The sequence below is a fragment of the Pseudomonas sp. FDAARGOS_380 genome, assembly GCF_002591235.1.
Lineage (GTDB): Bacteria > Pseudomonadota > Gammaproteobacteria > Pseudomonadales > Pseudomonadaceae > Aquipseudomonas > Aquipseudomonas salmasensis.
In genome coordinates, this window is sequence record NZ_CP023969.1 from 3,176,817 (window position 1) to 3,202,032 (window position 25,216).

The 25,216-nt window shown below is 60.9% G+C and carries 18 protein-coding genes and 2 tRNA genes; 10 read left to right on the forward strand and 10 right to left on the reverse strand.

The features are described 5' to 3' along the window. Positions 1-173: 173 nt before the first annotated feature. Positions 174-3,746: an ATP-binding protein gene (locus CRN80_RS14975; RefSeq protein WP_098952620.1), complete on the forward strand. Its 3,573-nt coding sequence runs from the start codon at positions 174-176 to the stop codon at positions 3,744-3,746. A gap of 797 nt (positions 3,747-4,543) precedes the next feature. Further along, positions 4,544-5,788: an EAL domain-containing protein gene (locus CRN80_RS14985; protein WP_032895433.1), complete on the forward strand. Its 1,245-nt coding sequence runs from the start codon at positions 4,544-4,546 to the stop codon at positions 5,786-5,788. Here the strand turns inward: CRN80_RS14985 and CRN80_RS14990 are convergent. Beyond that, a complete protein-coding gene (locus tag CRN80_RS14990) occupies positions 5,757-6,419 on the reverse strand; it encodes a response regulator transcription factor (protein ID WP_047711699.1) in 663 nt (220 codons plus the stop codon). The two genes, CRN80_RS14985 and CRN80_RS14990, sit on opposite strands and share 32 nt — an antisense overlap. A gap of 207 nt (positions 6,420-6,626) precedes the next feature. Between CRN80_RS14990 and CRN80_RS14995 the strand changes: the two genes are divergently transcribed. After that, positions 6,627-6,911 carry a DUF3509 domain-containing protein gene (locus tag CRN80_RS14995; RefSeq protein WP_020301357.1) on the forward strand — a complete coding sequence of 95 codons (285 nt, stop codon included), beginning with the start codon at positions 6,627-6,629 and terminating at the stop codon, positions 6,909-6,911. A gap of 170 nt (positions 6,912-7,081) precedes the next feature. On the opposite strand, the gene CRN80_RS15000 is transcribed toward CRN80_RS14995, so the two are convergent. Further along, entirely contained in the window at positions 7,082-8,281 is a 1,200-nt protein-coding gene (locus CRN80_RS15000; RefSeq protein WP_032895435.1) for a CaiB/BaiF CoA-transferase family protein, read from the reverse strand. Positions 8,282-8,418: 137 nt separating this feature from the next. On the opposite strand from CRN80_RS15000, the gene CRN80_RS15005 reads away from it, so the two are divergent. Continuing rightward, complete coding sequence (locus CRN80_RS15005; protein ID WP_003193952.1) at positions 8,419-8,961, forward strand: YaeQ family protein; 543 nt, start codon at positions 8,419-8,421, stop codon at positions 8,959-8,961. 146 nt (positions 8,962-9,107) lie between these two features. Continuing rightward, entirely contained in the window at positions 9,108-10,817 is a 1,710-nt protein-coding gene (recJ, locus tag CRN80_RS15010) for a single-stranded-DNA-specific exonuclease RecJ (RefSeq protein ID WP_098950467.1), read from the forward strand. 135 nt (positions 10,818-10,952) lie between these two features. Here the strand turns inward: recJ and CRN80_RS15015 are convergent, their stop codons facing one another. The 4 genes from CRN80_RS15015 to CRN80_RS15030 form a co-directional block, all read right to left on the reverse strand. After that, positions 10,953-12,233, reverse strand: a complete 1,281-nt coding sequence (locus CRN80_RS15015; RefSeq protein WP_098950468.1) for a virulence factor family protein — start codon at positions 12,231-12,233, stop codon at positions 10,953-10,955. Beyond that, a complete protein-coding gene (gene mprF / locus CRN80_RS15020) occupies positions 12,233-14,875 on the reverse strand; it encodes a bifunctional lysylphosphatidylglycerol flippase/synthetase MprF (RefSeq protein WP_098950469.1) in 2,643 nt (880 codons plus the stop codon). Before mprF ends, CRN80_RS15015 begins: the two co-directional genes overlap by 1 nt. Positions 14,876-15,155: 280 nt before the next feature. After that, positions 15,156-15,232 (reverse strand) — tRNA-Met (locus CRN80_RS15025). Positions 15,233-15,398: 166 nt separating this feature from the next. Beyond that, positions 15,399-15,475, reverse strand: a tRNA-Met gene (locus CRN80_RS15030). Positions 15,476-15,753: 278 nt separating this feature from the next. On the opposite strand from CRN80_RS15030, the gene dinB reads away from it, so the two are divergent. Continuing rightward, entirely contained in the window at positions 15,754-16,812 is a 1,059-nt protein-coding gene (gene dinB / locus CRN80_RS15035) for a DNA polymerase IV (protein ID WP_098950470.1), read from the forward strand. 472 nt (positions 16,813-17,284) lie between these two features. Here the strand turns inward: dinB and CRN80_RS15040 are convergent, their stop codons facing one another. The 4 genes from CRN80_RS15040 to CRN80_RS15055 form a co-directional block, all read right to left on the reverse strand. After that, on the reverse strand, positions 17,285-18,238 hold the full coding sequence (locus tag CRN80_RS15040) for a hypothetical protein (RefSeq protein ID WP_056789139.1): 954 nt from the start codon (positions 18,236-18,238) through the stop codon (positions 17,285-17,287). 20 nt (positions 18,239-18,258) lie between these two features. Next, complete coding sequence (locus tag CRN80_RS15045; protein WP_032895438.1) at positions 18,259-19,974, reverse strand: proline--tRNA ligase; 1,716 nt, start codon at positions 19,972-19,974, stop codon at positions 18,259-18,261. Positions 19,975-20,188: 214 nt separating this feature from the next. Beyond that, the gene (locus CRN80_RS15050; RefSeq protein WP_032895439.1) at positions 20,189-21,730 is read right to left on the reverse strand and encodes an AmpG family muropeptide MFS transporter; all 1,542 of its coding nucleotides are present in this window, start codon (positions 21,728-21,730) and stop codon (positions 20,189-20,191) included. Between the two features lie 43 nt (positions 21,731-21,773). Further along, entirely contained in the window at positions 21,774-22,136 is a 363-nt protein-coding gene (locus tag CRN80_RS15055) for an MGMT family protein (protein ID WP_032895440.1), read from the reverse strand. 144 nt (positions 22,137-22,280) lie between these two features. Between CRN80_RS15055 and CRN80_RS15060 the strand changes: the two genes are divergently transcribed. The 4 genes from CRN80_RS15060 to CRN80_RS15075 all read left to right on the forward strand — a co-directional run bounded on the left by CRN80_RS15060 (position 22,281) and on the right by CRN80_RS15075 (position 25,206). After that, a complete protein-coding gene (locus tag CRN80_RS15060) occupies positions 22,281-23,288 on the forward strand; it encodes a DUF481 domain-containing protein (protein ID WP_098950472.1) in 1,008 nt (335 codons plus the stop codon). A 102-nt stretch (positions 23,289-23,390) separates the two neighbouring features. Continuing rightward, a complete protein-coding gene (locus CRN80_RS15065) occupies positions 23,391-24,122 on the forward strand; it encodes a HugZ family protein (protein ID WP_032895442.1) in 732 nt (243 codons plus the stop codon). Positions 24,123-24,188: 66 nt separating this feature from the next. Next, a complete protein-coding gene (locus CRN80_RS15070; protein WP_034128625.1) occupies positions 24,189-24,665 on the forward strand; it encodes an FxsA family protein in 477 nt (158 codons plus the stop codon). A gap of 247 nt (positions 24,666-24,912) precedes the next feature. Beyond that, positions 24,913-25,206 (forward strand): co-chaperone GroES, encoded by a 294-nt coding sequence (locus CRN80_RS15075; RefSeq protein ID WP_003193940.1) that lies wholly within the window; start codon positions 24,913-24,915, stop codon positions 25,204-25,206. Positions 25,207-25,216 lie beyond the last annotated feature (10 nt).

Genomic DNA, 25,216 nt, shown 5'->3' on the forward strand with positions numbered 1-25,216 from the left:
ACGGCCGAGGGGCATCTTTGTGCTGCCCCACATTCAAGCTGATTTCATCCACCCAAGACATGGTGGGGCAACAGTCAGCTTTTTTTGCAGTCGGCCAAGCCCGTCCTCGTGACGGGCTTTTTCATTCTGGCGAGCCATACTTGCCCATTCGCCCAATCAAGGAAACCCAACCGGTGCAGGTGTTGATCCAATGGACGTTGAAGCTGGTGTGCCTGTTGTGGCTCACCCAGGTACCCATGAGCCTGGCCGCCGTCAGCCTGCCGTTCAAACTGGTGCCGGCGTTTATCGCGCTTGAACCTATGCCCCTGGCGCCGACCGAGCAGCAGTGGTTGGCGGCGCATCGGACGTTGAAGGTGGGCATTTCGATAGATGACTACCAGCCGATCGACATCACCCGCGACCGCAATCGCTACCAGGGCATCAGCGCCGATTACTTGAGCCTGGTCGGCGCGCGGCTGGGCGTGCCCATGCAAGTGCTGGGCTTCTCCGAGCGCGCCCAGGCGGTTGAAGCGCTGCGCAACGGCACCATCGATATTCTCACCAGTGCCAATGGCTACGAGCGAGATGTGCCCGGCCTGCAGTTCACCCCGGACTACATGCCCGACCGTTCAGTGGTGGTGCTGCGCCGCGATGATACCCAAGGCGACGACCTGGCCGGCAAGAAGCTGGTGTTACTCGACGGCTACGCCAACGTGCAGAAGGTTCACGCCGCCTACCCCGACAGCCACATCATGCTCGCGCCCAACCTCTACAGCGGCCTCGAAGCCTTGAAGCAGGGCGACGTCGATGCGTTTATCGGCAATGAAGTGATTGTGCGCGCCTATAAATCGCTGCGGCCTTACCTGGGGTTGCAGATCAAGGAGCAAAGCCGGCTGGCGCCCATCGGTTTTGCCTTTGCCACCCGCCAGGCCGATCCGTTGCTGGGGGCCATGATGAACCGCGCGCTGGCAAGCCTCGACGAGTCGGTGCAGCGCGAAATCCTCGCACGCTGGACCACCGGTCTGGGCGTCGGTATCAGTGGTGAGCGCATTGCGTTGTCGGCGTCTGAGCAGGCCTGGGTGCGCGAGCATCCCCATGTCGTGGTGGTGGCCCAGCAAATGTCGCCTTATATCTTCAGGGACAAGGACGGCCACTGGGTTGGCTTGAATGTCGACCTGTTGAATCGCATCTCGCGCATGACCGGTTTGCAGTTTATCTATGAAGAGGTGGGTTCTACCGCACAAACCCTGGAATGGCTGGAAACCGGCCGGGCGCAGATGAACACCACCCTGGCAGTGAATCAGGAGCGCAGTGCGCTGCTCAACTTCAGCCATGATTTTGGCGGGTCCGGCTGGGTGTTTATCGAACGTGCCGATGCCGCGCCCCTGATGGGCTTGAATCAGTTGGACGGCAAGGTGCTGGCGTTGCCGGCGCGCCACGTCATGGAGAGCCAGATTCGCCATGACCATCCGCGCATCAAGTTGCGCCTGGTAGACAATTACACCCAGGCCCGTGAGCTGGTAAGACGGGGCGAGGCCGCCGCCACCCTACAGACTGAAGTGGAAGTGCAGAGTTACGCGCAGGAAGGCTTGCGTATGGGCCGCAGTGTCGACGGCCAGTGGTCGTCCAACTGCCTGTCGGTGCGCAAGGACCAGCCTGAATTGCTGAACATTCTGAACAAAGCCCTGGAGGCGTTGCCGGTGGCTGAGTTGAGTGCCCTGCGCCTGCGTTGGATCGGTGCCGTGGTGATCCCGCCGCCCGTCTGGCAGCGTGTACCGCCCTGGGCCTATTGGACGATGGCCACGGCGCTGCTGTTTGTGTTGGTGTCGTTTGTGTGGAACAGCCGGCTCAAGCGCCAGATTCGCCAACGGCTGGAGGCCGAGCAACGGCTCAATGACCAGCTGGCGTTCAAGCGCGCGTTGCTCGACGGTATGCCAAACCCGCTGTTCGTCCGCGACCTGGACGGGCGCCTGGTAACCTGCAACAAAAGTTATGAACAGCAACTGGCGACCCGGCTGGAACTTATCCAGGGCCTGACGCTGATGGAAAGCAAGGTGGTGCCCGACGCCACAGCGGCGCGCCTGCACGAAGGCCACATGGAGCAATTGGCCACGCAGCAGCCGTTGTTTGTCGACCGGCAATTGGAGCTCAATGGCGGCACTTATCACGTCTATCAGTGGACCGTGCCCTTTTTCGACGCCGAGGGCCGCTTGCAGGGGTTGTTGGGCGGCTGGATCGATATTAACGAACGCAAAGACCTGGAGCGCCAGTTGATGGACGCCCGCCAGGCCGCCGATGAAGCGAACTACGCCAAAAGTGCATTTCTCTCCGCCTTGAGCCATGAGATTCGCACCCCCATGACCGCCATCATTGGCTTGCTCGAACTGGAGCAAGAGCGTTGCCTGGCAAGCGGCCAACCGGTTTCCGAGGCGCTGCAAGTGGCCCATCGTTCGGCGCGCGAGCTGATTGCGCTGATGGGCGACAGCCTGGACTTGGCCAAGATCGAGGCCGGTCACCTGCAACTGGCGCCACAGACCACTGAGCTCAAGAGTTTTTTCGAGGGTATCCAGAGCCTGTTCGAAGCCACCGCGCAACAGAAGGGCCTGCATCTGACCCTGGCGTTTGATCCGGCTGCTCAGGGCTATTACTGGTTCGACCCGCTGCGGTTACGCCAGGTGATGCACAACCTGTTGGGCAATGCGCTCAAATTCACCGAGCGGGGCGGGGTTCACCTCAGCGTGACCTGCCAGCGGGATGAGCGCGATACCGAATACCTGCACCTGTGCGTCAAGGACAGCGGCCCGGGCATCAGCGCCGAGCAACAGCCGCGGGTATTCAAGCCGTTTACCCAGGTAAGCGCCTTGACCGCCGCGCAACACGGCGGCACCGGGCTGGGCCTGAGTATCTGCAAGCAACTGGTGGAATTGATGGGCGGGAGCATTCACCTCGACAGTGTGGTGGGCGAGGGGACGGTGGTGTGCATTGACCTGCGCCTGGATCGGATCAGCACCGACGATGTGCCGGCAACGCCTGCCGCGACGTTGTCATCGACGGGGCGTAGCCTGTCGGTGCTGGTGGTGGACGATTTGGCGGCCAACCGCCTGGTGCTGGCGCAGCAGTTGCAGTTCCTCGGTCACCAGGTGGTCGCCCTGGAGTCAGCCGAGGCCGCGCTGCAACGCTGGCGTGAGCAGCGTTTTGACGTGTTGGTCACCGATTGCCAGATGCCCGGCATGTCCGGTTATGCCCTGAGTGCGGCGATCCGGCGCCTGGAAGCAGAGGAGCAACGGCCCCGGAGTGCGCTGGTGGGTTGCACCGCCAACGCCATGAAAGATGAACAACGCCGCTGCGAGGACGCTGGTATGGACGAACTGCTGGTCAAGCCCGTGACCTTGGAACACTGGACCCAAGTGCTGGCCCGCGTGGCGCCCCAGCGTTCGTTCGATATCCAGGCCCTGCGTACCATGACCCAGGCCGACGGGCCGGTGCTGCAGAGCATGTTGCAGGAACTGGCCAAAAGCCTGGACCACGAACACGAGGTATTGGCGGGCGCCCTGGCCGAGCGTGACATGGCGCGCTTGAATGCGTCGCTGCACCGGCTCAAGGGCATTTGCTCGCTGGTGGATGCACTGCCACTCGCCAAGGCCTGCGTCGCCCTTGAGCAGTGCGCCCGTGAGCAGCGCGGCGCCGAGCTTGAAGCACCCTGGTTGCGCTTGTCCGAGGTGCTCAAGGCGTTTCGTCGAGACCTGCAACCCTATCTGGATGCCTGACACCCTAATGCCGGTCAGCTAAGCGAGCGCGATGCTCAAGGCAACGAAGATTCCCTGTGGGAGCTGGCTCCCGTGACGGCCCTGCAGCCGACGCTGATCTAACTGACGCGCCGAGATCTGAATGTGGGAGCTGGCTTGCCTGCGATGACGACCGGATAGCTGACATCCATCTACCTGGCACCCCGCGATCAACCTGTGGGAGCGGGCTTGCTCGCGAAGGCGGCCTGACAGTCAACACAGTTGGACCGGGTATATATCCGTTATTTAGGTAACGGCCACTTAGGGTTCCGCCCTGACGGCGGCTCACTTTTGAAAAGCGCAAAAGTAAGCAAAACGCTCTTGCCCCACCACTCGGCACCTCGCTTAGGCTCGGTGTGCCCGTAATCCGCCAGTGATTTGGGGGGCCGCCGCCACGCGCCATCCATGGCGCGGGGCGGCTAAACCGGCATCCCTGCCGGTTTACCCCCCAAATCCCTGTCGAATTCCGGCCAGCGTGGTTTAACGGGGCGCTTAAGATCAAGATCAAAAGCAGATCAAGAGCAGATCAAGAGCGGCTCGCTTCGCATCGTGGTTACCGTCTGCTGCTACAGCCCACAAAGTTGTGTAGATACCTATGCTGCGATAGCGGTAGTGCAGTAACAGATGTAGCGACTCACACACCGCCTTCGCAGGCAAGCCAGCTCCCACAGGGGATCTGCCCCTCCCACATTTAAGGACGCTTTTAGGACACGTCCTATGGGGCACACCGCAGCATATGACTACTGTGCAGGACTTTCCCTGTATCGACACCCTTAGCCATGCGATCCCTGAACGTCCTGATCCTCGAAGACAACCCGTTTCAACTGATGGCCCTGCACCAGATGCTCAATGCTAACGGCGTGTTCAATGTACGCGCCGCGGAAACGGTCGAAACCGCCCGCCAGTCCCTGGACAGCAAAGGCCCGGTGGACATCGCCATCTGCGATCTGTACCTGGAGCAGGGCGATGGCCTGGCGTTGATCCGTGAGTTGGCCGAGCGCCGTCTGGCCCAGGTGTTGATCCTGCTCAGCAACGCCGAGCCCGACGTGCTGGAAGGCGTGGCGAACATGGCTCGGCAATTGGGGCTCAAGGTCTTGGCGTGCTTGCCCAAGCCGGCCTCGGCCAAGCTGATCGGGCAGGTGCTGAGCGACTGTCAGGAGCACTTGCGCCCGGGGCCACCGGTGCTGTCCTGGGAGCGCGTGCGCCAACTGTTGGGCTTGAGCGAGCAGGAACAACTGCCGCCCTCGGCGGATGTCAGCCAGGCCACTATCGCGGCGTGTGGCAGGGTCTGGTACCAGCCCATCGTCAGTCAGGCCGGGGTGTTGCAAGGGGTGGAGGCGCTGGCGCGTTGGCAGTTGCAGGACGGTGAGCTGTTGCTGCCTGACGAGTTCCTGCCGGTGCTGGAGTTTGCCGGCATGGAAGAGGCGTTTACCTGGCATGTGCTGGAGCAGGCGCTTGGCCTGGCGAACCAGGTGATGGGCGAAAGCGGCCAGGTGCTGCCGGTAGCGGTGAACATCCCCGGGCGCATGCTGGAGCGCGAGCACTTCCCCCAAGTACTGCAAGGTTTGCTGCAACTGCACGGCGTGCCCGCCCATAGCCTGACCCTGGAACTGGTGGAAACCTCGACGCTGAAAACCGACAGCGCCCATGTCACCGGGTTGCTGCGCTTGCGCATGTTGGGTTGCCAGTTGTCCATCGGCGACTTCGGCATGGGCGGCACCAGCCTGCAGCATTTGCTGGAGCTACCTTTTACCGAACTGAAAATCCCCCCGGCGTTTGCCTGTGGGATGGCCAATGATGACCGCAAGGCCGCGGTGGTGGCGGGCGCCATGAGCATGGCGGCGCGTCTGGACGTCGCCGTGGTGGTCACCGGTGTGGAAACCGCCGCCGACTATCACGCCGTGGGCGAACTGGGCGCGGCGTGGCTGCAAGGCTGCTTTATCGCCCGGCCGATGGAGGCCGAGGCGCTCAAGCAATGGATCGCGTTCCAGGCTAGGCCAGCCCGTGTTCCTGCACGTAAATAAACAGGGCGGCATCGTTGACCAGCCCGAGCTTGCGCATGGCGCTGACTTTTTGCGCGCTGACGGTCTGCTTGCTACGGTGCAGGTGCGCGGCGATCTCGCCCACCGTCATGCCACTGGCCAACAGGCGAATCACCTCCAGCTCCCGGGGTGACAGGTGTTCCTGGGAATGCAGGCGATCAGCGCCGACTTCCCCGGCCAGGCTCAGCGCCTGGCGGATGGTCTGGGCCACGTAGGTGCGTTGCTGGCGCACCTGGCGGATCGCCTGGGGCAGCTCATCGGCGAGGCTGGCCTTGCTCAGCAAACCCATCACACCCAATGCCAGGATGGAATGAAACAAGCCGGCATTGTTGAGCATGGTCACCACCACAATGGGCAGGTGCGGATAGTGCCGGCGCAGTTGCTCGATCAAGCGCAGCCCGTCGGCCTGGGGCTCGACGGGCATCATGAAGTCGGTCACCACCACATCGCAGGCACAGTGTTGCAACACTGCACTGAGGGCCTGAGGGGAATTGGCCTCACCGACGATGCTGATCTGCGGGTCCCGTTCGAGCACGGCGCGCAGGCCGATCAGGAAAATCGGGTGATCGTCGGCAATCACGATACGCAAAGGCGGTTCAGACGCAGCTCTCAAGTCAGGCTCCCAGGATAATCCAGGGATTCTAGCCTGTGCGCCGTTGTTTTTTCTCTGTCATCTTTTCCGTGCATGCTCGTTTTCCTCAAGCAGTGGATTACACAAAAGGTAGAACTTTCTGCTTTGAGCACGGGTCACTTGAATGTCAGCCTCTTCGTGACATTTTTGTTTTTCGAACCTTTTTCGAATGATTGAGTGGTGATCGAGATGGAAAGTATCAACCTATTGCTCAGCCAAGCACTGAGCCCTTATCAGGTTACGCTGACCTCTGCCGGTATGCGCGACGACTGCCTGGTAACCGTGAAGAACCCCGGTGGCGCCATCGTGGTTGAACGTGAAGTCGATCGTGCGCAATTGAGCGACAAGCGCGCGCTGGTGGATGTGGTGGATTGCCTGCTTCGCGACCTGAAAATCGCCGAAGGGCGCCTGGAACCTTCAGTCATCGCTGCCTTGCGCAACGCCTCCCAGACCCGTGGCGGCGCACTGGCATGAAACATTATTTTTCTTCGGAACCTTCCTACAAGGTGTTCAGTCAGAGTTTGTAACAGCAAGAGCAGGCATTGTGCTCCGGTGTCTGTAGCTTGCTGTACTGGTCTTTGTAGGCCACGTTTAACCCCGAGTTGTCTCCCCACTGCTCGGGGTTTCTTTTTGCCTGCAATTTGTCAGATCGCGCCATCCTCGCGCAGGCGAGTGATAGCCGCCGCGTCGTAGCCCAGGGCATTGAGCACCACGCCGTTGTGTTCACCCAATTGCGGCCCAACCCATTCGCAACTGCCCGGTGTGTCCGACAGCTTGGGCACGATGCCGGGCATCTTGAAGTCTTTGCCGCCTGGCAACTGCGCCTTGAGGAACATTTCCCGGGCCAGGAATTGCGGGTCGCCCAGCATGTCTTCGGCGCTGTAGATACGGCTGGCGGGCACCTCGGCTTTATTCAGTTGCTCAATCACCTGGTCGAGCGACAGCGAATTGACCCAGCGATCAATCACGCCGTAGAGCTCGTCGCGGCGAGTGTCACGCCCGTCATTGCTGGCCAGTGCCGGGTCGTTCGCCAAGTCGTCACGGCCGATCACCTGCATGAAGCGCTTGAAGATCGCATCGCCATTGGCGCCGATCTGCACATGCTTGCCGTCTGCGGTGGTGTGGATCGAGGACGGGGTGATACCGGGCATGATGTTGCCGGTGCGCTCACGGATAAACCCGAACACATCGAACTCGGGGATCATGCTTTCCATCATGGCGAAGATGGCTTCATACAGCGCCACATCCACCACTTGGCCGAGGCCGCCGTTGACCTCGCGATGGCGCAGCGCCATCAGCGCGCCGATCACCGCCCACAACGCGGCGATCGAGTCGCCGATGGAAATGCCGGTGCGCACTGGCGGGCGGTCTTCGAAGCCGGTGATATAGCGCAAGCCGCCCATGGACTCGCCCACCGCGCCAAACCCCGGCTGGTCCTTCATCGGCCCGGTCTGGCCGAAGCCCGAGAGGCGCACCATCACCAGCTTGGGGTTGAGGGCGTGCAGGGTTTCCCAGCTCAGGCCGAGTTTCTCCAGCACGCCTGGGCGGAAGTTTTCGATGAGGATGTCGGCGTCGGCCAACAGTTGCTTGAGGATCGCCAGCCCCTCAGGGTGCTTGAGGTTGAGTGTCAGCGACTGCTTGTTGCGGGCCTGTACGAACCACCACAGCGAAGTGCCTTCATACAGCTTGCGCCATTTGCGCAGTGGGTCGCCGCCGTCCGGGGATTCGACCTTGATCACCTCGGCGCCGAATTCGGCGCAGATGCGTGAGGCAAACGGGCCGGCGATCAGAGTGCCCAGTTCGATGACTTTCAGGCCGGCAAGTGGTTTGGCAGTGAGCGACATGGGGATCCTTACAAGCGCGGGACGATGATGTACTGCTTTTTAACATAGGCGAGCCGCGCGGATGCAGCGCAGTATTCGTTCAATGCCCTCGCCATCGGTTAGACTGGCCGCCTTTCCTTGTCTTTAGAAGCCCGTTCATGGCCCAGCCGTCCACGACCTACAAATTCGAACTCAACCTCACCGACCTCGACCGCTCGGTGTACGAGAGCGTCAAACAGACCATCGCCCGCCACCCTTCGGAAACCGAGGAGCGCATGACCGTGCGCCTGCTGGCCTACGCCCTCTGGTACAACGAGCAATTGGCGTTCGGGCGTGGCCTGTCGGATGTGGACGAACCGGCCCTGTGGGAAAAAAGCCTGGATGATCGGGTTTTGCACTGGATCGAAGTCGGCCAGCCGGATGCCGACCGCCTGACATGGTGCTCGCGCCGCACCGAACGCACTAGCCTGCTGGCCTATGGCAGCCTGCGCGTGTGGGAAGGCAAGGTAGTGCCGGTGGCCAACAACCTGAAAAACGTACATATCGCTGCCGTGCCCCAGGAAGTCTTGGAGACCCTGGCCAAGGACATGCCTCGGGTGATCAAGTGGGACGTGATGATCAGCGAAGGCACGATCTTTGTGACCGACGACCGTGGCCAGCATGAAGTGCAACTGCAATGGCTGGTCGGCGAACGCGGTTGAACCTTGGCTGAGCCCGGCTCCCTGTAGGAGCGAGCTTGCTCGCGAAAAACTCCAGGGCACCGCGATCACCCAGGCACATGTGTCATCGTTAACCATTTTCGCGAGCAAGCTCGCTCCTACAATTAAAGAGAAGTTATCACCACCGTATGCGTATCGATCCCCGCCCATTGCCCGCCGTCCTGCCTTTTCTCGGTGAACTGCCGCCGTTGTTGACCCGCCTTTACGCCGCACGCGGGGTGCAATCGGAAGCCGAGCTGGACAAGAGCCTGGCGCGGTTGATTCCCTATCAGCAGCTCAAGGGCATCGACGCGGCGGTGGACTTGCTGGTGACGGCCCTGGAGCAGCGCCAGCGCATCCTGATCGTGGGTGACTTCGACGCCGATGGCGCCACGGCGAGCACCGTGGGCACCCTGGGCCTGCGTTTGCTCGGCGCGGCCCACGTCGACTACCTGGTGCCCAACCGCTTCGAATACGGCTATGGTCTGACCCCGGAAATCGTTGCGGTGGCCCTGCAACGCGAGCCGCAGTTGCTGATCACCGTGGACAACGGCATCTCCAGTGTCGAAGGCGTGGCGGCGGCGAAGGCGGCGGGGTTGCAGGTGCTGGTCACCGACCACCACTTGCCCGGCGATGAACTGCCGGCCGCCGACGCCATCGTCAATCCGAACCAGCCGGGCTGCGGGTTCCCCAGCAAGGCCCTGGCTGGCGTTGGCGTGATCTTCTACGTGTTGATGGCCCTGCGTGCGCGGTTGCGCAGCCTGGGTTGGTACGACAACAAGCCCCAGCCGAATATCGGTGAACTGCTCGACCTCGTGGCCCTGGGCAGCGTCGCTGACGTGGTGCCGCTGGACGCCAACAACCGCATCCTCGTGCACCAGGGCCTGGAGCGTATTCGGGCCGGCCGGGGGCGGCCGGGGATCAAGGCGATTCTGGAAGTGGCCAAGCGTGATCATGCGCGTATCACCTCCACCGACCTGGGTTTTATCCTCGGCCCGCGCCTGAATGCCGCCGGGCGCCTGGACGATATGAGCCTGGGCATCGAATGCCTGCTCACCACCGACTTCGCCGCCGCACGGGAAATGGCCGCGCAACTGGACGGCATGAACCAGGACCGTAAATCCATCGAGCAAGGCATGCAGCGCGAGGCCCTGGCCCAGCTCAAGGACTTGCCGGTGGAGTCGATGCCGTACGGCTTATGCCTGTTCGACCCGGAGTGGCACCAAGGGGTGATCGGTATCCTGGCGTCGCGTATGAAGGAACGGTACTTTCGCCCGACCATCGCCTTCGCCGATGCCGGCGATGGCCTGCTCAAGGGCTCTGGACGCTCGGTGCAGGGCTTTCATATCCGCGATGCGCTGGCGGTCGTCGCCAGCCAGCACCCCAACCTGATCACCAAATACGGCGGCCACGCCATGGCGGCGGGGCTGACCTTGCCTGAAGCCAACTTCCCGTTGTTCGCCGAAGCCTTTGATGCCGAAGTGCGTCGTCAACTGCGCGAAGAAGACCTCACTGGCCGCCTGCTTTCAGACGGTACCCTGGCGGTGGAAGAGTTCCACCTGGAACTGGCCCGCGCCCTGCGCCATGCCGGCCCGTGGGGGCAGCATTTTCCCGAGCCGTTGTTTCACGGGGTATTCCAGTTGGTGGAGCAGCGGGTGGTGGGCGAGCGGCATTTGAAAGTGGTGCTCAAGAGCGAATGCGGGTCGGTGAAGCTCGATGGCATTGCCTTTGGCGTGGACCGCGAAATATGGCCAAACCCGACCGTGCGGTGGGTGGAATTGGCCTACAAGCTGGATGTGAATGAGTTTCGTGGCAATGAGACGGTGCAGTTGATGATTGCGCACATCGAACCGCGTTAGTTTTCACCAATACTACAGATCAATGTGGGAGCGGGCTTGCCCGCGATGGCGGAGTGTCAGTCAACGCTACTGTGACTGAGCCAGCGCTATCGCGGGCAAGCCCGCTCCCACATTGGGTCTTCGGTTAAGCCTGAGTTACTCGGCTTTGGCCTGATGCTTGACGATAATCTCCACCAAACGCTTGGCCAGCGCCGGGTAGTTCTCATCGAAGTGATGCCCGCCCGGCAGCTTCATGGCTTCGCCCACGGCGGTCTTGTCGGTGCAGCCGCTCTCGTCGACTTCTTCGGCACCGTAGATGCACACGACTTTCTCTGGCGGCAGCTTGGCCATTTCCGGGCCGGTGGCGGCTTCTTTGCCGGCGTTGCCCAGCCAACCTTCCACTTCGATCTCAAAGCTGCCGGTGCGGGCGAAGGCCAGCAGGATGATCGCGTCTACCCGTTGCTGTTCGTTCTCTGGCATACGGTTGTAGATCGCCGGCAATACGTCGGCGCCGAACGAGTAACCGGTCAACACGAAGCGCTTGGTGCCCCACTTTTGCCGGTAGTGTTGCATCAGCTCGGTGAGGTCCTTGGCGCTTTGCTCAGGCGTCTTGTGCTGCCAGTAGTAGCGCAGGGTGTCGATGCCCACCACCGGGTAGCCGATCTTCGCCATCTCGCCCGCCACGTCGCGGTCCAGGTCGCGCCAGCCGCCGTCACCGGAGAGGAACAGGGTCACGGTGTCCTTGGCTTGGCCGGCAGGTACTTCCACCACCGGAATCGCCAGGCCGCCGTTGTCCGAACCGACCAGTTGCTTGCGCAGTTCGTTGTTCAGCACCTGTGGGTAATGAATGTCGTAGTCGCTGATACTGGTGGTGGCGCGCGGTGTGTCACGTACGAAACTGGCGCTTTCATCGTCGGGGTTATCGTTCCACGCCACCAGCCAACTGCCATGGGCGGCGGTTTTCGGCAGCGGGTCGTTGCAGCCTTCCTGTTTCAGGGCAAAGCCCACAGAGATGGCGTTGGCCTTGTCGTCGTTCTGGGTGGCCAGCCAGCGCCAGGCGAGTGCGGCGCCAGGGCCGATGCCGCTGACCAGGGTCGCCGGGCCTTTGAGCTGGGCCAGGGCGCCTTGCAGGGCTTGTTCCTGCAATGCGCAGTCATCTTTGGGCAGCACCACCTGAACCAGTTGCGCAGCACCGCCCTGGCTCAGGGCCATCAGTTGGCTGTCGGTCAAGGTTTCGTCGGCCATCACCGCCACGGCCACGCGGGCTTTTGCGTTGCTGGCCGGGGTCACGCGGGTCATTACCGAACCGTCGGCCTGGGGCAAATGCTCCAGGGTCGGCTGCGGGGCAGGGCGGTTCCAGTACCAGAAGCCACCCGCCGCGATCAGCGCAAGCAGCACCACTAAAGCCAATACATACCGCCAGGAGCGTCGAATCATCAGCGTTTCACCAATCCAGTCAAGCCGCCCGCGATCAGGGCGGCGGTATCGGCCAATGCCACCAGCGGATCCAGTCCTGCGGGCACGGCCATGTAACGGGGTTCCCAGTCGGGCTGGAACTTGTCTTTGAAGCGGCGCAAACCTTGGAAGTTATACAGTTGCTCGCCACGGCGGAACACCATCGAGCCCAGGCGCTGGGTCAGCGGTGCACCACGGCGCGGTTGCAAGCCCGACAACGGCACCATGCCGAGGCTGAAGCGCGCGTAGTCGTGGCTCTTATAATGTTGAATCAGGCCCACCATCATAAATTCCATGGTCAATTTGGGCGCGTCCGGGTGGGCACGCATCAGGTCGAGGCTGGCCAGGTCATGGTTGTAGGTTTCGAGCAAATTGGCGAAGGCCACCGGGCGCCCTTCGAAGCGAATGATCGCGATACGAAAGTGCTTGAGGTAGTCATCGCTGAAACGGCCCAGGGAGAAGCCCTTTTCCCGCACATTCTTACCTGTAAGCCAGGCATCGGAGATGACTTTTAATTCATCCATCGGCGCCTTGCCTGGTTCGCAGATCTCCAGGGACAGGCCGTCCCGGGTGCCACGGTTCCAGGTGTAGCGCAAATCCTTCATTTCTTTGCCCTTGGCTTCCAGGTCAAAGCGTTTCAGGTCGACGCGGGCTTCTTCACCCAGCTTGATCGCGGTGAGGCCGATATCCATGTAGTACGGCAGGTTCTCGGCGCGTACCTGGTAGAACACCGGGCGGGCGTGGTGGATGTCGCACAGGTCGCGGAACTGCCAGATCATCTCGGCGCGCGGTTGGGTTGGGCCGATGGGGTCATACAGCGCCACCAGGCTACGCCCGCGACGGGCATACATCAGGAAAGCTTCATCGTTAGGGTGAAACAGCAGCGCCTTGTCGCCAGTGAGCGCCAGGCCGCCGTCGGGTTGGGACGAGGCCATCAGGATCTTGCTGGCGCGCTCCAGTTCTTCCGGGGTCGGCAGGTGGATGACCGGGCGTGCCGTGCGCAGCAGCCAGGTCAGCGACACGATCACCAGCAACACGGCGGCGCCGAGCAGCGAACGCAAGCCACGCGGGGCGTTGGCATCGAGGGTGAACTGCCACCAGAGTTGATGGCTGTAGGGCACGTCCTGATAGGCAAACAGCAGCAGCCAGATCGAGGCACCGAGCACACACACACTGGCCACCAGGTACAGCGGCGAAAACGGCAACTCGGTCAGGCGACTGGCGCGGTAGAACGAGCGGCGGAAGATGGCCAGCAGCACTGCGGTCATGGTCATCAGGCTGGCTTCTTCCCAGTCGAAACCTTTAAGCAGCGAGAGCAGGGCGCCGACCAGCAGCAGCACCATGGTCAGCATCCAGGCCGCCGACAACCGCCGACGCAGGCCCTGAGCGAGCAACAGGCACAACACGCCGATCAGGCTGGCACCGAAGTGCGACGCGTCAATCAGACGATGGGGGATCAGGAAGCCGATGTTTTCCAGGCGTGAGTCGATCTCTGGCGTGGCGCCGGAAAACAGCAGGACCACGCCGGACAAAAAAACCAGGACGGCCAATACTGGCGCTGCCAGCCCTGATGCCACCCGCAGGCTTTGCTGGGTCTGGAACAGGCGCTGGGCCTCGTTGACCAGCAGGAATACACAGGCGATCAGCAGCGGCAGCACCACGTAGATCATGCGGTACAGCAACAAGGCCGCAGCCAGGGGGGCGGCACCGAGTTTGTCGGCAAAGGCCGCCAGCAGGATCGCTTCGAATACGCCGACGCCGCCCGGCACATGGCTGAGCACACCGGCGGCGAGGGCCAGCAGGTACACCAACAGGAACGGGCCGAAGGGCGGTGCTTCCGGCAACAGCAGATACAGCACGGTGGCGGCTGCGGCGACGTCCAGTGCGGTGATGATCAGTTGCAGGAACGTCAGGCGTCGGCCTGGCAGGCGCAGGGTACGGCGCCCGGCCTTGACCAGCAGGTTGTCGGGGTAGGGCTGCTCCGGCAGGCGGCGGCGATAGATGCCGATGCACAGCAGCACCGACAACAGCAGCACGGCGCCGGCAATGCCACCGAGCAGGCTTTGCGATAAATGCAGGTAAGTGGAAGCGGCCGGCAAGTTGCTCAACGTGGCCAGCGCGGCCAGCGGCGGCAGGGCACAGCCCAGGGCCAGGCTGGCGAATACGGTCATGTGCGCCACTTCCGAGGCGCCGATGCCATGGCGTGCATATAAACGGTAGCGCACCGAACCGCCGGAGAGCATCGACAAACCAATGGCGTTGCCGATGGCAAAGGCGGTGAAGCCACCCAGGACCAGGGTTTTGGCGGGCAATTGCACGCCGGCATACCGCGCGCCGGAGAACTCATAGCCGAGCAGGATAATGAAGCCGGCAACCGCTGCCGCAAAGGCACCCAACAGGGCGGGCTTGGGCACTTCCAGGATCGAATCGTGCAGGGCGTAGAGGTCCAGCTCCAGCAACAGGTGTCGGCAGGCGATCAGGGCGATTGCAAACAGCAGGAGCGTCACGGCCAGACCGATGGGCTGGCGATACTTGCTCAACAGGTCCAGCCACCGCAAACGGGTGGGAGTGATCGGTTGTTCTGCTGTGACGGTGTCTTGTGGTTCAGACGAGTTGGCGCGCATCAATCACCTCGTGGATTGTGCGCGACAGGATGGAGGTATCCAGCCAAGTTACCAATCCCTATGGACAAAATAATTACAAATATTAACGCGGATCACCGGGCGCGGCGACTGCGGCCATTGGTCGTAGAGGGGTAGCGCTTGAGCATTGAGCCTAGCGTTCAATGAGATGGACTCTGCAAACCGTCTACGGTTTCATGAAAGATGCCATGCCATTGTTTCAGAAGAACTTTTTCGGCAGATACAAAAAAGGCCACTCTTTCGAGTAGCCTTTTTTGATGTTTGGTTGCGGGAGCCGGATTTGAACCGACGACCTTCGGGTTATGAGCCCGACGAGCTACCAGACTGCTCCATCCCGCGTCTGTGGGCGGCATTCTACAGCCCAACGGCAGGGTGTCAACCGTTAATGAGCCAATCGCTGAAATAAGCGCTAATTATTCTGAAATCAAGGTGTTGGGCGCTTTGTGCAAGGGAAAACAAGCGCGCACAAAAAAGGCCACTCTTTCGAGTAGCCTTTTTCGATGTTTGGTTGCGGGAGCCGGATTTGAACCGACGACCTTCGGGTTATGAGCCCGACGAGCTACCAGACTGCTCCATCCCGCGTCTGTGTGTCGGCATTCTACAGAGGAACGCGAGTGTGTCAACCCGTAAACTAAAGAAAAGCGCTTGTGCTTCAATCGGTTAGCGCTTGATGAGGAGCTTCTTGAGGGCTTGAAGCCAGGCAGGGCAAGGCTTTCAGCTCTATTGGGATGCTGGATTCGATTGAGAAAATATATTCATCTACGAAATTTCCTACCGCTGAGGCGGAAGATTCAAACTACTGGTGCTATATACAGGGGTGAGTGCGATACTGGCCACCCGTTGGTTAACACCCCGTTTATATGACGCAGCGCAAAATCATCCACGTCGACTGTGATTGCTTCTACGCCGCCATCGAGATGCGCGACGACCCGAGCCTGGCGCAAAAGCCCTTGGCCGTCGGTGGCTCGGCAGATCGGCGCGGCGTGATCGCCACCTGCAACTACGAGGCGCGGGCGTATGGGGTGCGTTCGGCGATGTCGTCACGTCATGCCTTGAAGCTGTGCCCGGACTTGACCATCGTCAAGCCGCGCATGGATGCCTATAAAGAAGCATCGAAAGAAATCCAGCTGATTTTTCGCGACTACACCGACTTGATCGAGCCGTTGTCGCTGGATGAGGCTTACCTTGACGTGTCCGACAGCCCGCATTTTGGCGGCAGCGCCACGCGTATTGCCCAGGACATTCGGCGCCGTGTTTCCAACCAGTTGCATATCACCGTGTCTGCCGGCGTAGCGCCCAACAAGTTTTTGGCTAAGATCGCCAGCGACTGGAAGAAGCCCAATGGGTTGTTTGTGATCACGCCGGATCAGGTCGAAGACTTTGTTTCGCAGTTGCGTGTCAGCAAGCTGCATGGCGTGGGCAAGGTCACCGCCGACAAGCTGGCGCGCCTGGGCATCGAGGACTGCCTGCAATTGCGCGACTGGAACAAACTGGCGCTGGTGCGCGAATTCGGCAGTTTTGGCGAACGCCTGTGGAGCTTGGCGCGTGGGATTGATGACCGCGTGGTGCAAAACGACAGCCGGCGGCAATCCATCAGTGTGGAAAATACCTTCGACGTGGACCTGCCCGACCTTCCGAGTTGCCTGGCGAAACTGCCGGAACTGATGGAAACCCTGGCCGGGCGCATGGCGCGTATCGACAGCAGCTACCGGGCGGGCAAGCCGTTCGTCAAAGTGAAGTTTCATGACTTTACCCAGACGACGCTGGAACAGGCCGGGGCAGGGCGGGATCTGGAGAGTTATGAGCAGTTGATGACCCAGGCGTTCAATCGCGGGGGCAAGCCGGTGCGGTTGCTGGGGATAGGGGTGCGGTTGCTGGACCTGAGCGGCGGTAACGAACAGCTCGAGTTTTCCTGGTAAAAACCACGAAACAAATGTGGGAGCTGGCTTGCCTGCGATGGCGGCCTAACAGTCAACACAGTTGGACCGGGTACATATCCATTATTTAGGTAACGGCCACTTAGGGTTCCGCCCTGACGGCGGCTCACTTTTGAAAAGCGCAAAAGTAAGCAAAACGCTCTTGCCCCACCACTCGGCACCTCGCTTAGGCTCGGTGTGCCCGTAATTCGCCAGTGATTTGGGGGGCCGCCGCCACGCGCCATCCATGGCGCGGGGCGGCTAAACCGGCATCCCTGCCGGTTTACCCCCCAAATCCCTGTCGAATTCCGGCCAGCGTGGTTTAACGGGGCGCCTCAGATCAAGATCAAAAGCAGATCAAGAGCGGCTCGCTTCGCATCGTGGTTACCGTTGAGCGCTACAGATTTGTGTAGATACCTATGGCTATCGCAGGCAAGCCAGCTCCAACCGTTTGATCTTCACAAGCATTGAGCGATCAGCGTGCGCCAGGATCCGCCACCAACCGCCCCGCATCCTTGGTCAGCGCCTGCACAAACTCCTGCTGCAACTCCGGATCATTGCGCGTCAGTTCAATCAGGCTTTGTTCCAGCTCGCTGGCTTCTTCTTCCAGCCCCAACTCCGACAGGCGTTTGACTCGGTGCACCCACTGGTTCACTTCGTCATCTTCCAGGTCGTCGTAGATCAGGGCATGGGCTTCGAGCAGCTTGCTGCGCAGTGTGTTGCTGACCGCCAGGGTCGAATCCGTATGCACGTCGTCCTGACCATCTTGCACACTGATCTTCAAGGTGGTGACGCGGTTCAGGTCTTGCTCGGCAAAGGGGCTGTCCAACAGGTTCAGGCGCAGGATGCCGTTGCGGTCGGTGGTCAGTTCGTGGGTCTGCTTGCCAGCGGTGACTTGTACCGGGCGCTCGCTCCAGGGCAGGCTCGAATACTCCAGGCGTTTGTCACGCTGGACTTCATCGATAGCCGCCAGGTTCTGTTGCGCACGGCCGTGGGATTGCACGTTCATGAACGGGTTGATGCCGTCCACGCCGTAGCTCAGCCAGTCACGGGTCACGCTTGTGGGCAGGTTGCCGAGGGCGAAGATATTCACCACGTTGGCACCCACGCCCGCCACCAGCGCCACGGCACCCAGCGGCATCTCATAGAGTTTGCGCCAGGGCTGGTAGGGCGTGTAGCGGTCATAACGACGGGTGACTTCGAATTCGGTGACCTCGAAGGTCTTCTGCTCATGAATGCGAACCCGGCGTTGCGGCAGCTCCAGCACTTTAGGCTCGCCTACATCGATCTGCAGGCTGTGGTCGAGCAACTTACGCTCGACCCGCTCCTCGTGCTCGCTGCGTTGCGACATCTGATTGGCGCAGCCGCTGACCAGCAGGGCGCCGCACAAGGCGGCGCCCCCCAGGGCTCTGGTGTTTCGCTTGAACATGACTTCTCTTGATCTGGTTTTCAGCGACGAATACGCGCCTGGAGGAAAGACAGCACGTCAGCCACCGGCAACGGTTGGGCTTCGGCTTCGGTCCGGCTCTTGTATTCCAGATTGCCATCAGCCAGGCCGCGGTCACTGACCACGATCCGGTGCGGGATGCCAATCAGTTCCATGTCGGCGAACTTGATGCCCGGGCTGGTTTTCTTGTCCCGGTCATCGAGCAGCACTTCAAAACCGGCAGCGGTGAGTTCCGCGTACAGTTTGTCGGTGGCTTCGCGTACTTGCTCGGTTTCATAGCGCAACGGCACCAGGGCCACCTGGAACGGCGCCAGGGTGTCACTCCAGATGATGCCTTTCTCGTCGTTGTTCTGCTCGATGGCAGCGGCAACCACGCGGGATACGCCGATGCCGTAGCAGCCCATGTCCAGGGTGATCGGCTTGCCGTTCTCACCCAGTACTTCGCACTTCATCGCCTTGCTGTACTTGTTGCCCAGCTGGAAGATGTGCCCGACTTCGATGCCGCGCTTGATCTCCAGGGTGCCCTTGCCATCCGGGCTCGGGTCGCCGGCCACGACGTTGCGCAGGTCGGCCACGGTCGGAACCGGCAGGTCGCGCTCCCAGTTCACGCCGAAGTAGTGCTTGTCGTCGATGTTGGCGCCGATACCGAAGTCGCTCATCAGCTCCACCGAGCGGTCGATGATGATCGGCAGCGGCAGGTTCAGCGGGCCCAGGGAGCCGGCACCGGCGCCAATGGCGTCGCGCAGTTCGGCATCGGTGGCCATGACCAGCGGGCTGGCCACGCCAGGCTGGTTGGCGGCCTTGATTTCGTTGAGTTCGTGGTCGCCACGGATCACCAGGGCGATCAGCTTGCCTTCTTCTTCGGCGCGCACGATCAGGGTCTTGATGGTCTTTTCAATCGGCAGATTGAATTTCTCCACCAGGGCCGCGATGGTCTTGGTGTCTGGCGTGTCGACCAGGCGCAGCTCCTCGGTGGGAGCAGGGCGCGAGGTTTCACGTGGTATGGCTTCGGCCTTCTCGATGTTCGCCGCGTAGTCGGAACCGTTGCTGAACACGATATCGTCTTCGCCGGACTCGGCCAGCACGTGGAATTCGTGGGAGCCGGCACCGCCGATGGAGCCGTTGTCCGCTTCAACCGGGCGGAACTTCAGGCCCAGGCGCGTGAACACGTTGCAGTAGGCCTGGTGCATGCGGTCGTAGGTCGCTTGCAGGGAAGCCTGGTCGGCGTGGAACGAATAGGCATCCTTCATGATGAATTCGCGGCCACGCATCAAGCCGAAGCGTGGGCGGATTTCATCACGGAACTTGGTCTGGATCTGATACAGGTTCAGCGGCAACTGTTTATAGCTGCTCAACTCGTTGCGCATCAGGTCGGTGATGACTTCTTCGTGGGTCGGGCCGGCGCAGAAATCGCGGCCATGACGGTCTTTAAAACGCAGCAACTCAGGGCCGTACTCTTCCCAGCGCCCGGATTCCTGCCACAACTCAGCCGGTTGGGTGCTCGGCATCAACACTTCCAGAGAGCCGGCAGCGTTCATTTCTTCACGAACGATGGCTTCGACCTTGCGCATCACCTTCAAGCCCATGGGCAACCAGGTGTACAGGCCCGAGGCCAGTTTGCGGATCATACCGGCGCGCAGCATCAGCTGATGGCTGATCACAACCGCGTCGGAAGGCGTTTCTTTCTGTGTGGCGAGCAAATATTGACTGGTACGCATGGTAGGCCGTTGTCGGTTGCTTGGACTTGAAATGACTTGGGATTGTACGGGCGCTTGTCGCCGGAGTACAGGCGTGACGTTGCGGGGGATCTGACTGTAGCGTGACTGGCCCTGATGCCTGTAGGAGCGAGCTTGCTCGCGAAAAACTCACAGGCTCCGCGTTCATTCAGGAAGCCCGCTTTATCGTTGACGTTTTTCGCGAGCAAGCTCGCTCCTACAAGGGGTCCGTTTCTTCAGGGGGATTCAGCCGGGCGCGGCGGTTCTCCTGGAACCAATGCAGCGCAATCAGGAACAGCGTCGGCACACCCATCAGGCAAGTGATCATAAAGAAGTTGTGGTAACCGAACTTCTCCACCATCACCCCTGAATAGCCGCCGATCAAGCGTGGCAGCAACAGCATGATCGAGCTGAGCAACGCATATTGGGTGGCAGAGAACTTGAGGTTGGTGAGGCTCGACAGGTAAGCCACGAACGCTGAAGTGGCCATGCCCGAACTGAAGTTGTCCAGGGAGATGGTGACAATCAGCATCTGCAGGTCGGGGCCCATGTCGGCGAGCATCACGAACAGCAGGTTGGTGCCGGCCGAGGCTATGCCGCCGATGAGCAGGATCGGCAATATCCCGAACCGCACAATCAACAGCCCGCCCATGCCGGCACCGAGCAGGGTCATGATCAGGCCGAAGATCTTGCTCACCCCGGCGATCTGGTCCTTGGTGAAACCCTGGTCGATATAAAACACGTTGGCCATGACGCCCATCACTGTGTCGGACATGCGATAGGTGGCAATCAGCCCGAGCAGCAGCAGCGCCTGCCAGCGGTAGCGCAGGATAAAGTCGTTGACCGGCGTGAGCACGGGCGCCAGGCCCCGGCGACCCATGGCCGAAAGGCACAGGGCAGTGAGCGTTATATAGAGGATGGCACGCAGGAAGGCGCGGTCTTCCATCAGCAGTTCCCACAGGCTCACGCCCTGGAACAGCACGCTGGCAAAGTCGGTGTTGTACAGCTGGGTGAACATCGCCGGCACCGAGACCAACAGCACGATCAGGACAAACACCGACACCAACTGGTGCATGAAACTGTAGCGCCCGGCCTGCAGTTGGGTGCGCAGTGGCACATCGGGTTCACGCATAAACAACGTGGTGAGCAACGCCGGCACCATCAACACGCCAAACAGCACATAGGTGCCGGTCCAGGCCGAGTGTTTATAGTTGAAACCGGTGGAGCCGAAGCCTTCGGCAAAAAACAGCGCACCGGCCGTGGCCAGCAGGGCGGCGATGCGATAACCGGACATGTAGCTTGCTGCCAGGGCGGCCTGACGGCTGTCGTCGGCGATTTCCAGGCGGTAGGCATCCACGGCGATGTCTTGGGTGGCCGACGCGAAGGCGACTATCACCGCAATGGCGATCAACCAGGACAAGTGTTTTTGCGGGTCACAAAAACCCATGCCGATCAATCCGAGGATCACCAGCGATTGGGCCAGCACCAGCCACGAGCGACGGCGCCCCAGTTTGCCCAGCAACGGCAGGCGCCATTGGTCGAGCAGCGGCGACCAGACCCATTTGAAGGCGTAGGCCAGACCGATCAGGCTCGCATAGCCAATGGTCTCGCGGGCCACACCAGCTTCACGCAGCCACACTGAAAGCGTCGAAAACACCAACATGTAAGGCATGCCGGCGGCGAAACCGAGCAACAACAGCACTAACGTCGAAGGGCTGGCATAGGCGGCGAGCGCGGCGCGCCAGGTTTTACGGGGCATGGGCTGGAGTCTGCCTCAGATTTGCGGAAACAAAGCGCGCACTCTAACCGCTGTGCTCTACCGGGCGCCAGCCATGACGCTGAATATCAACACGATTGTTCAGGATAGTGACGCCTTCGCTACGTAAACGCGCACGTTGTTCGTCACCCGAGGCACTGCCCACCGGCAGACTTATCCGACCACCGGCACCCAGCACTCGATGCCAGGGCAATCGCGTGTCCTGCGGCAGCTGGCTCAGGGTACGCCCGACCCAGCGGGCAGCACGCCCCAAACCCGCCAGGTGTGCCAGCTCGCCGTAACTCACCACGCAGCCTTCGGGCACCTGCGACAGCGTCAGGTACAGGGCAGTGCGGCGCATCTCGGCGGGGCTTTGTGGCGTATCGGCGGGTGAGATCACTGTGGGCATATCCGTTGAGATCGTCGTTGTTTTGTCAGAAACGTCTGTAAACATGGCGATGAGTATTGAACTCAATATAAATCCTTGAGTCAGTTCTAGCCATGTAACACTATAACGCCCCTTTTTTGCCTACCCTGAGCCCCGTACTTGCTTATGTTGTCCAGAACCCTGTTGTGCCTTGCTGTTTTCAGTGCTTCCACGCCCTTGCTCGCCGATACCGTCTGGTTGAAAAACGGTGACCGGCTCACCGGCAAGATCAAAGTCTTCGACGGTGGCAAGTTGCTGATCCAAACCTCCTACGCAGGCTCCATCCCGGTGGACTGGAAGCAGGTTAAAACCCTGGAAAGTGACCAGGAACTGCTGGTCAAGCAGGACGCCTACACCGGTGAAAAGGCCAAGTCCTTGCAGGCAGCGGATGACGGCAAGGTGGTGCTGGCCAATGGCGAGGCGCCCAAGACGGTGGAACTGGCAAGTATCCAACAGATCATGAAGCCCAAGCCGGTGATCGAAGACCTGGTGTGGAAGGGCAACGTCGACCTGGCGCTGGACTACAAGCGCGCCGACAAAGACACCAACGACTACGACATCGACTTCAAGACCTCGGCCCGTCACGGCCAGTGGCGTCATACGGGCAAGGGCGAATACAACCGCGAGTTCCAGGACGACGTCACCACCACCGACAACTGGGCCCTGGAATACGACCTGGACCGCTTCATTACAGAACACTGGTTCTGGCAGGGTCGCCTGACCTACAAGCGCGACAAGGTCGAAGACCTGGCGCGCCAGCGCACCGTGGGTACCGGCCCGGGCTACCAGTTCTGGGACGATGAGTTGGGCGCGTTCTCCCTTGGTTCGCTGGTCAACCGCACCGATTACGAATATGCCGACGGCGGCAAGGACAACTTCTATTCCCTGGCCATGAAGTGGAACTACAACCGCTACCTGGTGGGCAAGACCGTGGAGTTCTTCACCAACGGCGAATTGGGCAAGCCTCTGGACGGCCCGGCCGATTACTCCCTGGATGCCGAGATGGGCCTGCGCTACAAAGTCACCGAATGGGCATCGCTCAACCTCAAGGCCGAGCGTGACATCATCAGCGGCGACTCCGACAGCAGCTTGAGCAAGACCCGCTACACCGCAGGCTTTGGCGTGGCCTGGTAAACCGGCGTCGGCCCCTCTGGCAACCTGCGCAGATATTGATTACCTTGTGTTGAGATCCATTCCCATATGCCATGGGCGGCGGAACATCCGAGGAATCCTATATTGAGCACGCAGGTTGCCAAGAACGCCCGAGAGCTGTTGCTCAAGGAATACCGTGGGGCGCTCGCCACACAGTCCAAAGCCATGCCCGGCTTTCCCTTCGGCTCGGTGGTGCCCTACTGCCTGGACGAGCAGGGCCGCCCGCTGATCCTGATCAGCCGCATTGCCCAGCACACCCATAACCTGCAAAAAGACCCCAAGTGTTCGCTGCTGGTGGGGGAGCGTGAGGCCGATGATGTGCAAGCCGTCGGGCGCCTGACCTACCTGGCCGAAGCCGAGAAGCTGGAAGACGCCGCCGCCATCGAAGCCGCTGCCGAGCGCTACTACCGCTACTTTCCTGATTCGGCCAACTACCACAAGGCCCATGATTTCGATTTCTGGGTACTCAAGCCAGTGCGCCACCGTTATATCGGTGGGTTCGGCGCGATCCATTGGGTCGACCAGTTGACCTTGGCCAACCCGTTTGCGGGCAAGGCCGAGCGCAGCATGATCGAGCACATGAACAGCGATCACACCAAGGCCATCGCCCATTACGTCGAGCTGGGCGGCTTGCCCACCACCGAGCCTGCGCAACTGGCCGGTATCGACAGCGAAGGCATGCACCTGCGCATTGGTCAGTCGTTACATTGGCTAGGGTTTGCCGAGCCCTGCAACACGCCGACACAAGTGCGCGAAGCCCTGGTTTCATTGGCGCATGCCGAGGTCTGGCCGAAAAAAACCGCGGTTACTGCTTGAATTCACGCAATGGCGACGTCATCTAAGGTGAACTGGCAAGGCATTCTTGCGTTGAGGAACCATTTGATGCGCCCTTTTTTATTGCTCTTTCTGCTGTTTCCGGTGTTGGAGCTGTTCGTATTCGTTAAAGTCAGCGGTGCGATCGGTTTCTTCCCGGCGCTGCTGCTGATCATCGTAGGCTCCATGCTTGGCGTCCTGGTGCTGCGTGTCGCCGGCCTGGCGACCGCCCTGCGTGCCCGTGAAAGCCTGAACCGCGGCGAACTGCCGGCCCAGACCATGCTTGAGGGCCTGATGATGGCCCTGGCCGGTGGCCTGCTGATCCTGCCAGGCTTTATAAGCGATGTGCTCGGCCTGGTGCTGTTGCTGCCGTTCACCCGCAAGCTGCTGGCCGGCAAGATGCGCCAGCGCGCCGAAGAGGCCGCGATGCGCCAGCGTGCGTTCGCCGACGACCTGCAACCCCGTGGCGGCCCGGCTCCGCGCCAACCCCTGGGGCGTGAAGGTGATGTGATCGAAGGCGAATTCGAACACCGCGACAACAAATAACCGCTTCACCGGCACGGCACCTTCGGGTGCCGTGTTGCATTTGCCCTTGAACCGACACAAAAAATTTCATCCCCGGCCCCTTGTAATAAGCCTGGGCGCCCTTATGTAACGGTCACCGCAAGGTTTCTGGTGGTGACATCAGACAGACTTCCGCGTCTCGCCCAGCGAGCCGCGACCGGCACCGCCGGAATTTAACCCGCCGGAATTGATACCGGCCGATGAAAAACACAATTAGGAGAGATCGACAATGAAGCTTCGTCCTCTGCACGACCGCGTCGTAATCCGTCGCAGCGAAGAAGAAAAGAAAACCGCTGGCGGGATCGTTCTGCCAGGTTCGGCTGCTGAAAAAGCCAACCACGGTGTCATCGTCGCTGCTGGCCCAGGCAAAACCCTGGAGAACGGTGATGTACGCGCACTGGCCGTGAAAGTGGGTGACAAGGTTGTTTTCGGCCCTTACTCCGGCAGCAACACTGTGAAAGTAGACGGCGAAGACCTGCTGGTAATGGCTGAGAACGAAATTCTCGCCGTTCTGGAAGACTGATTTCCTCGCT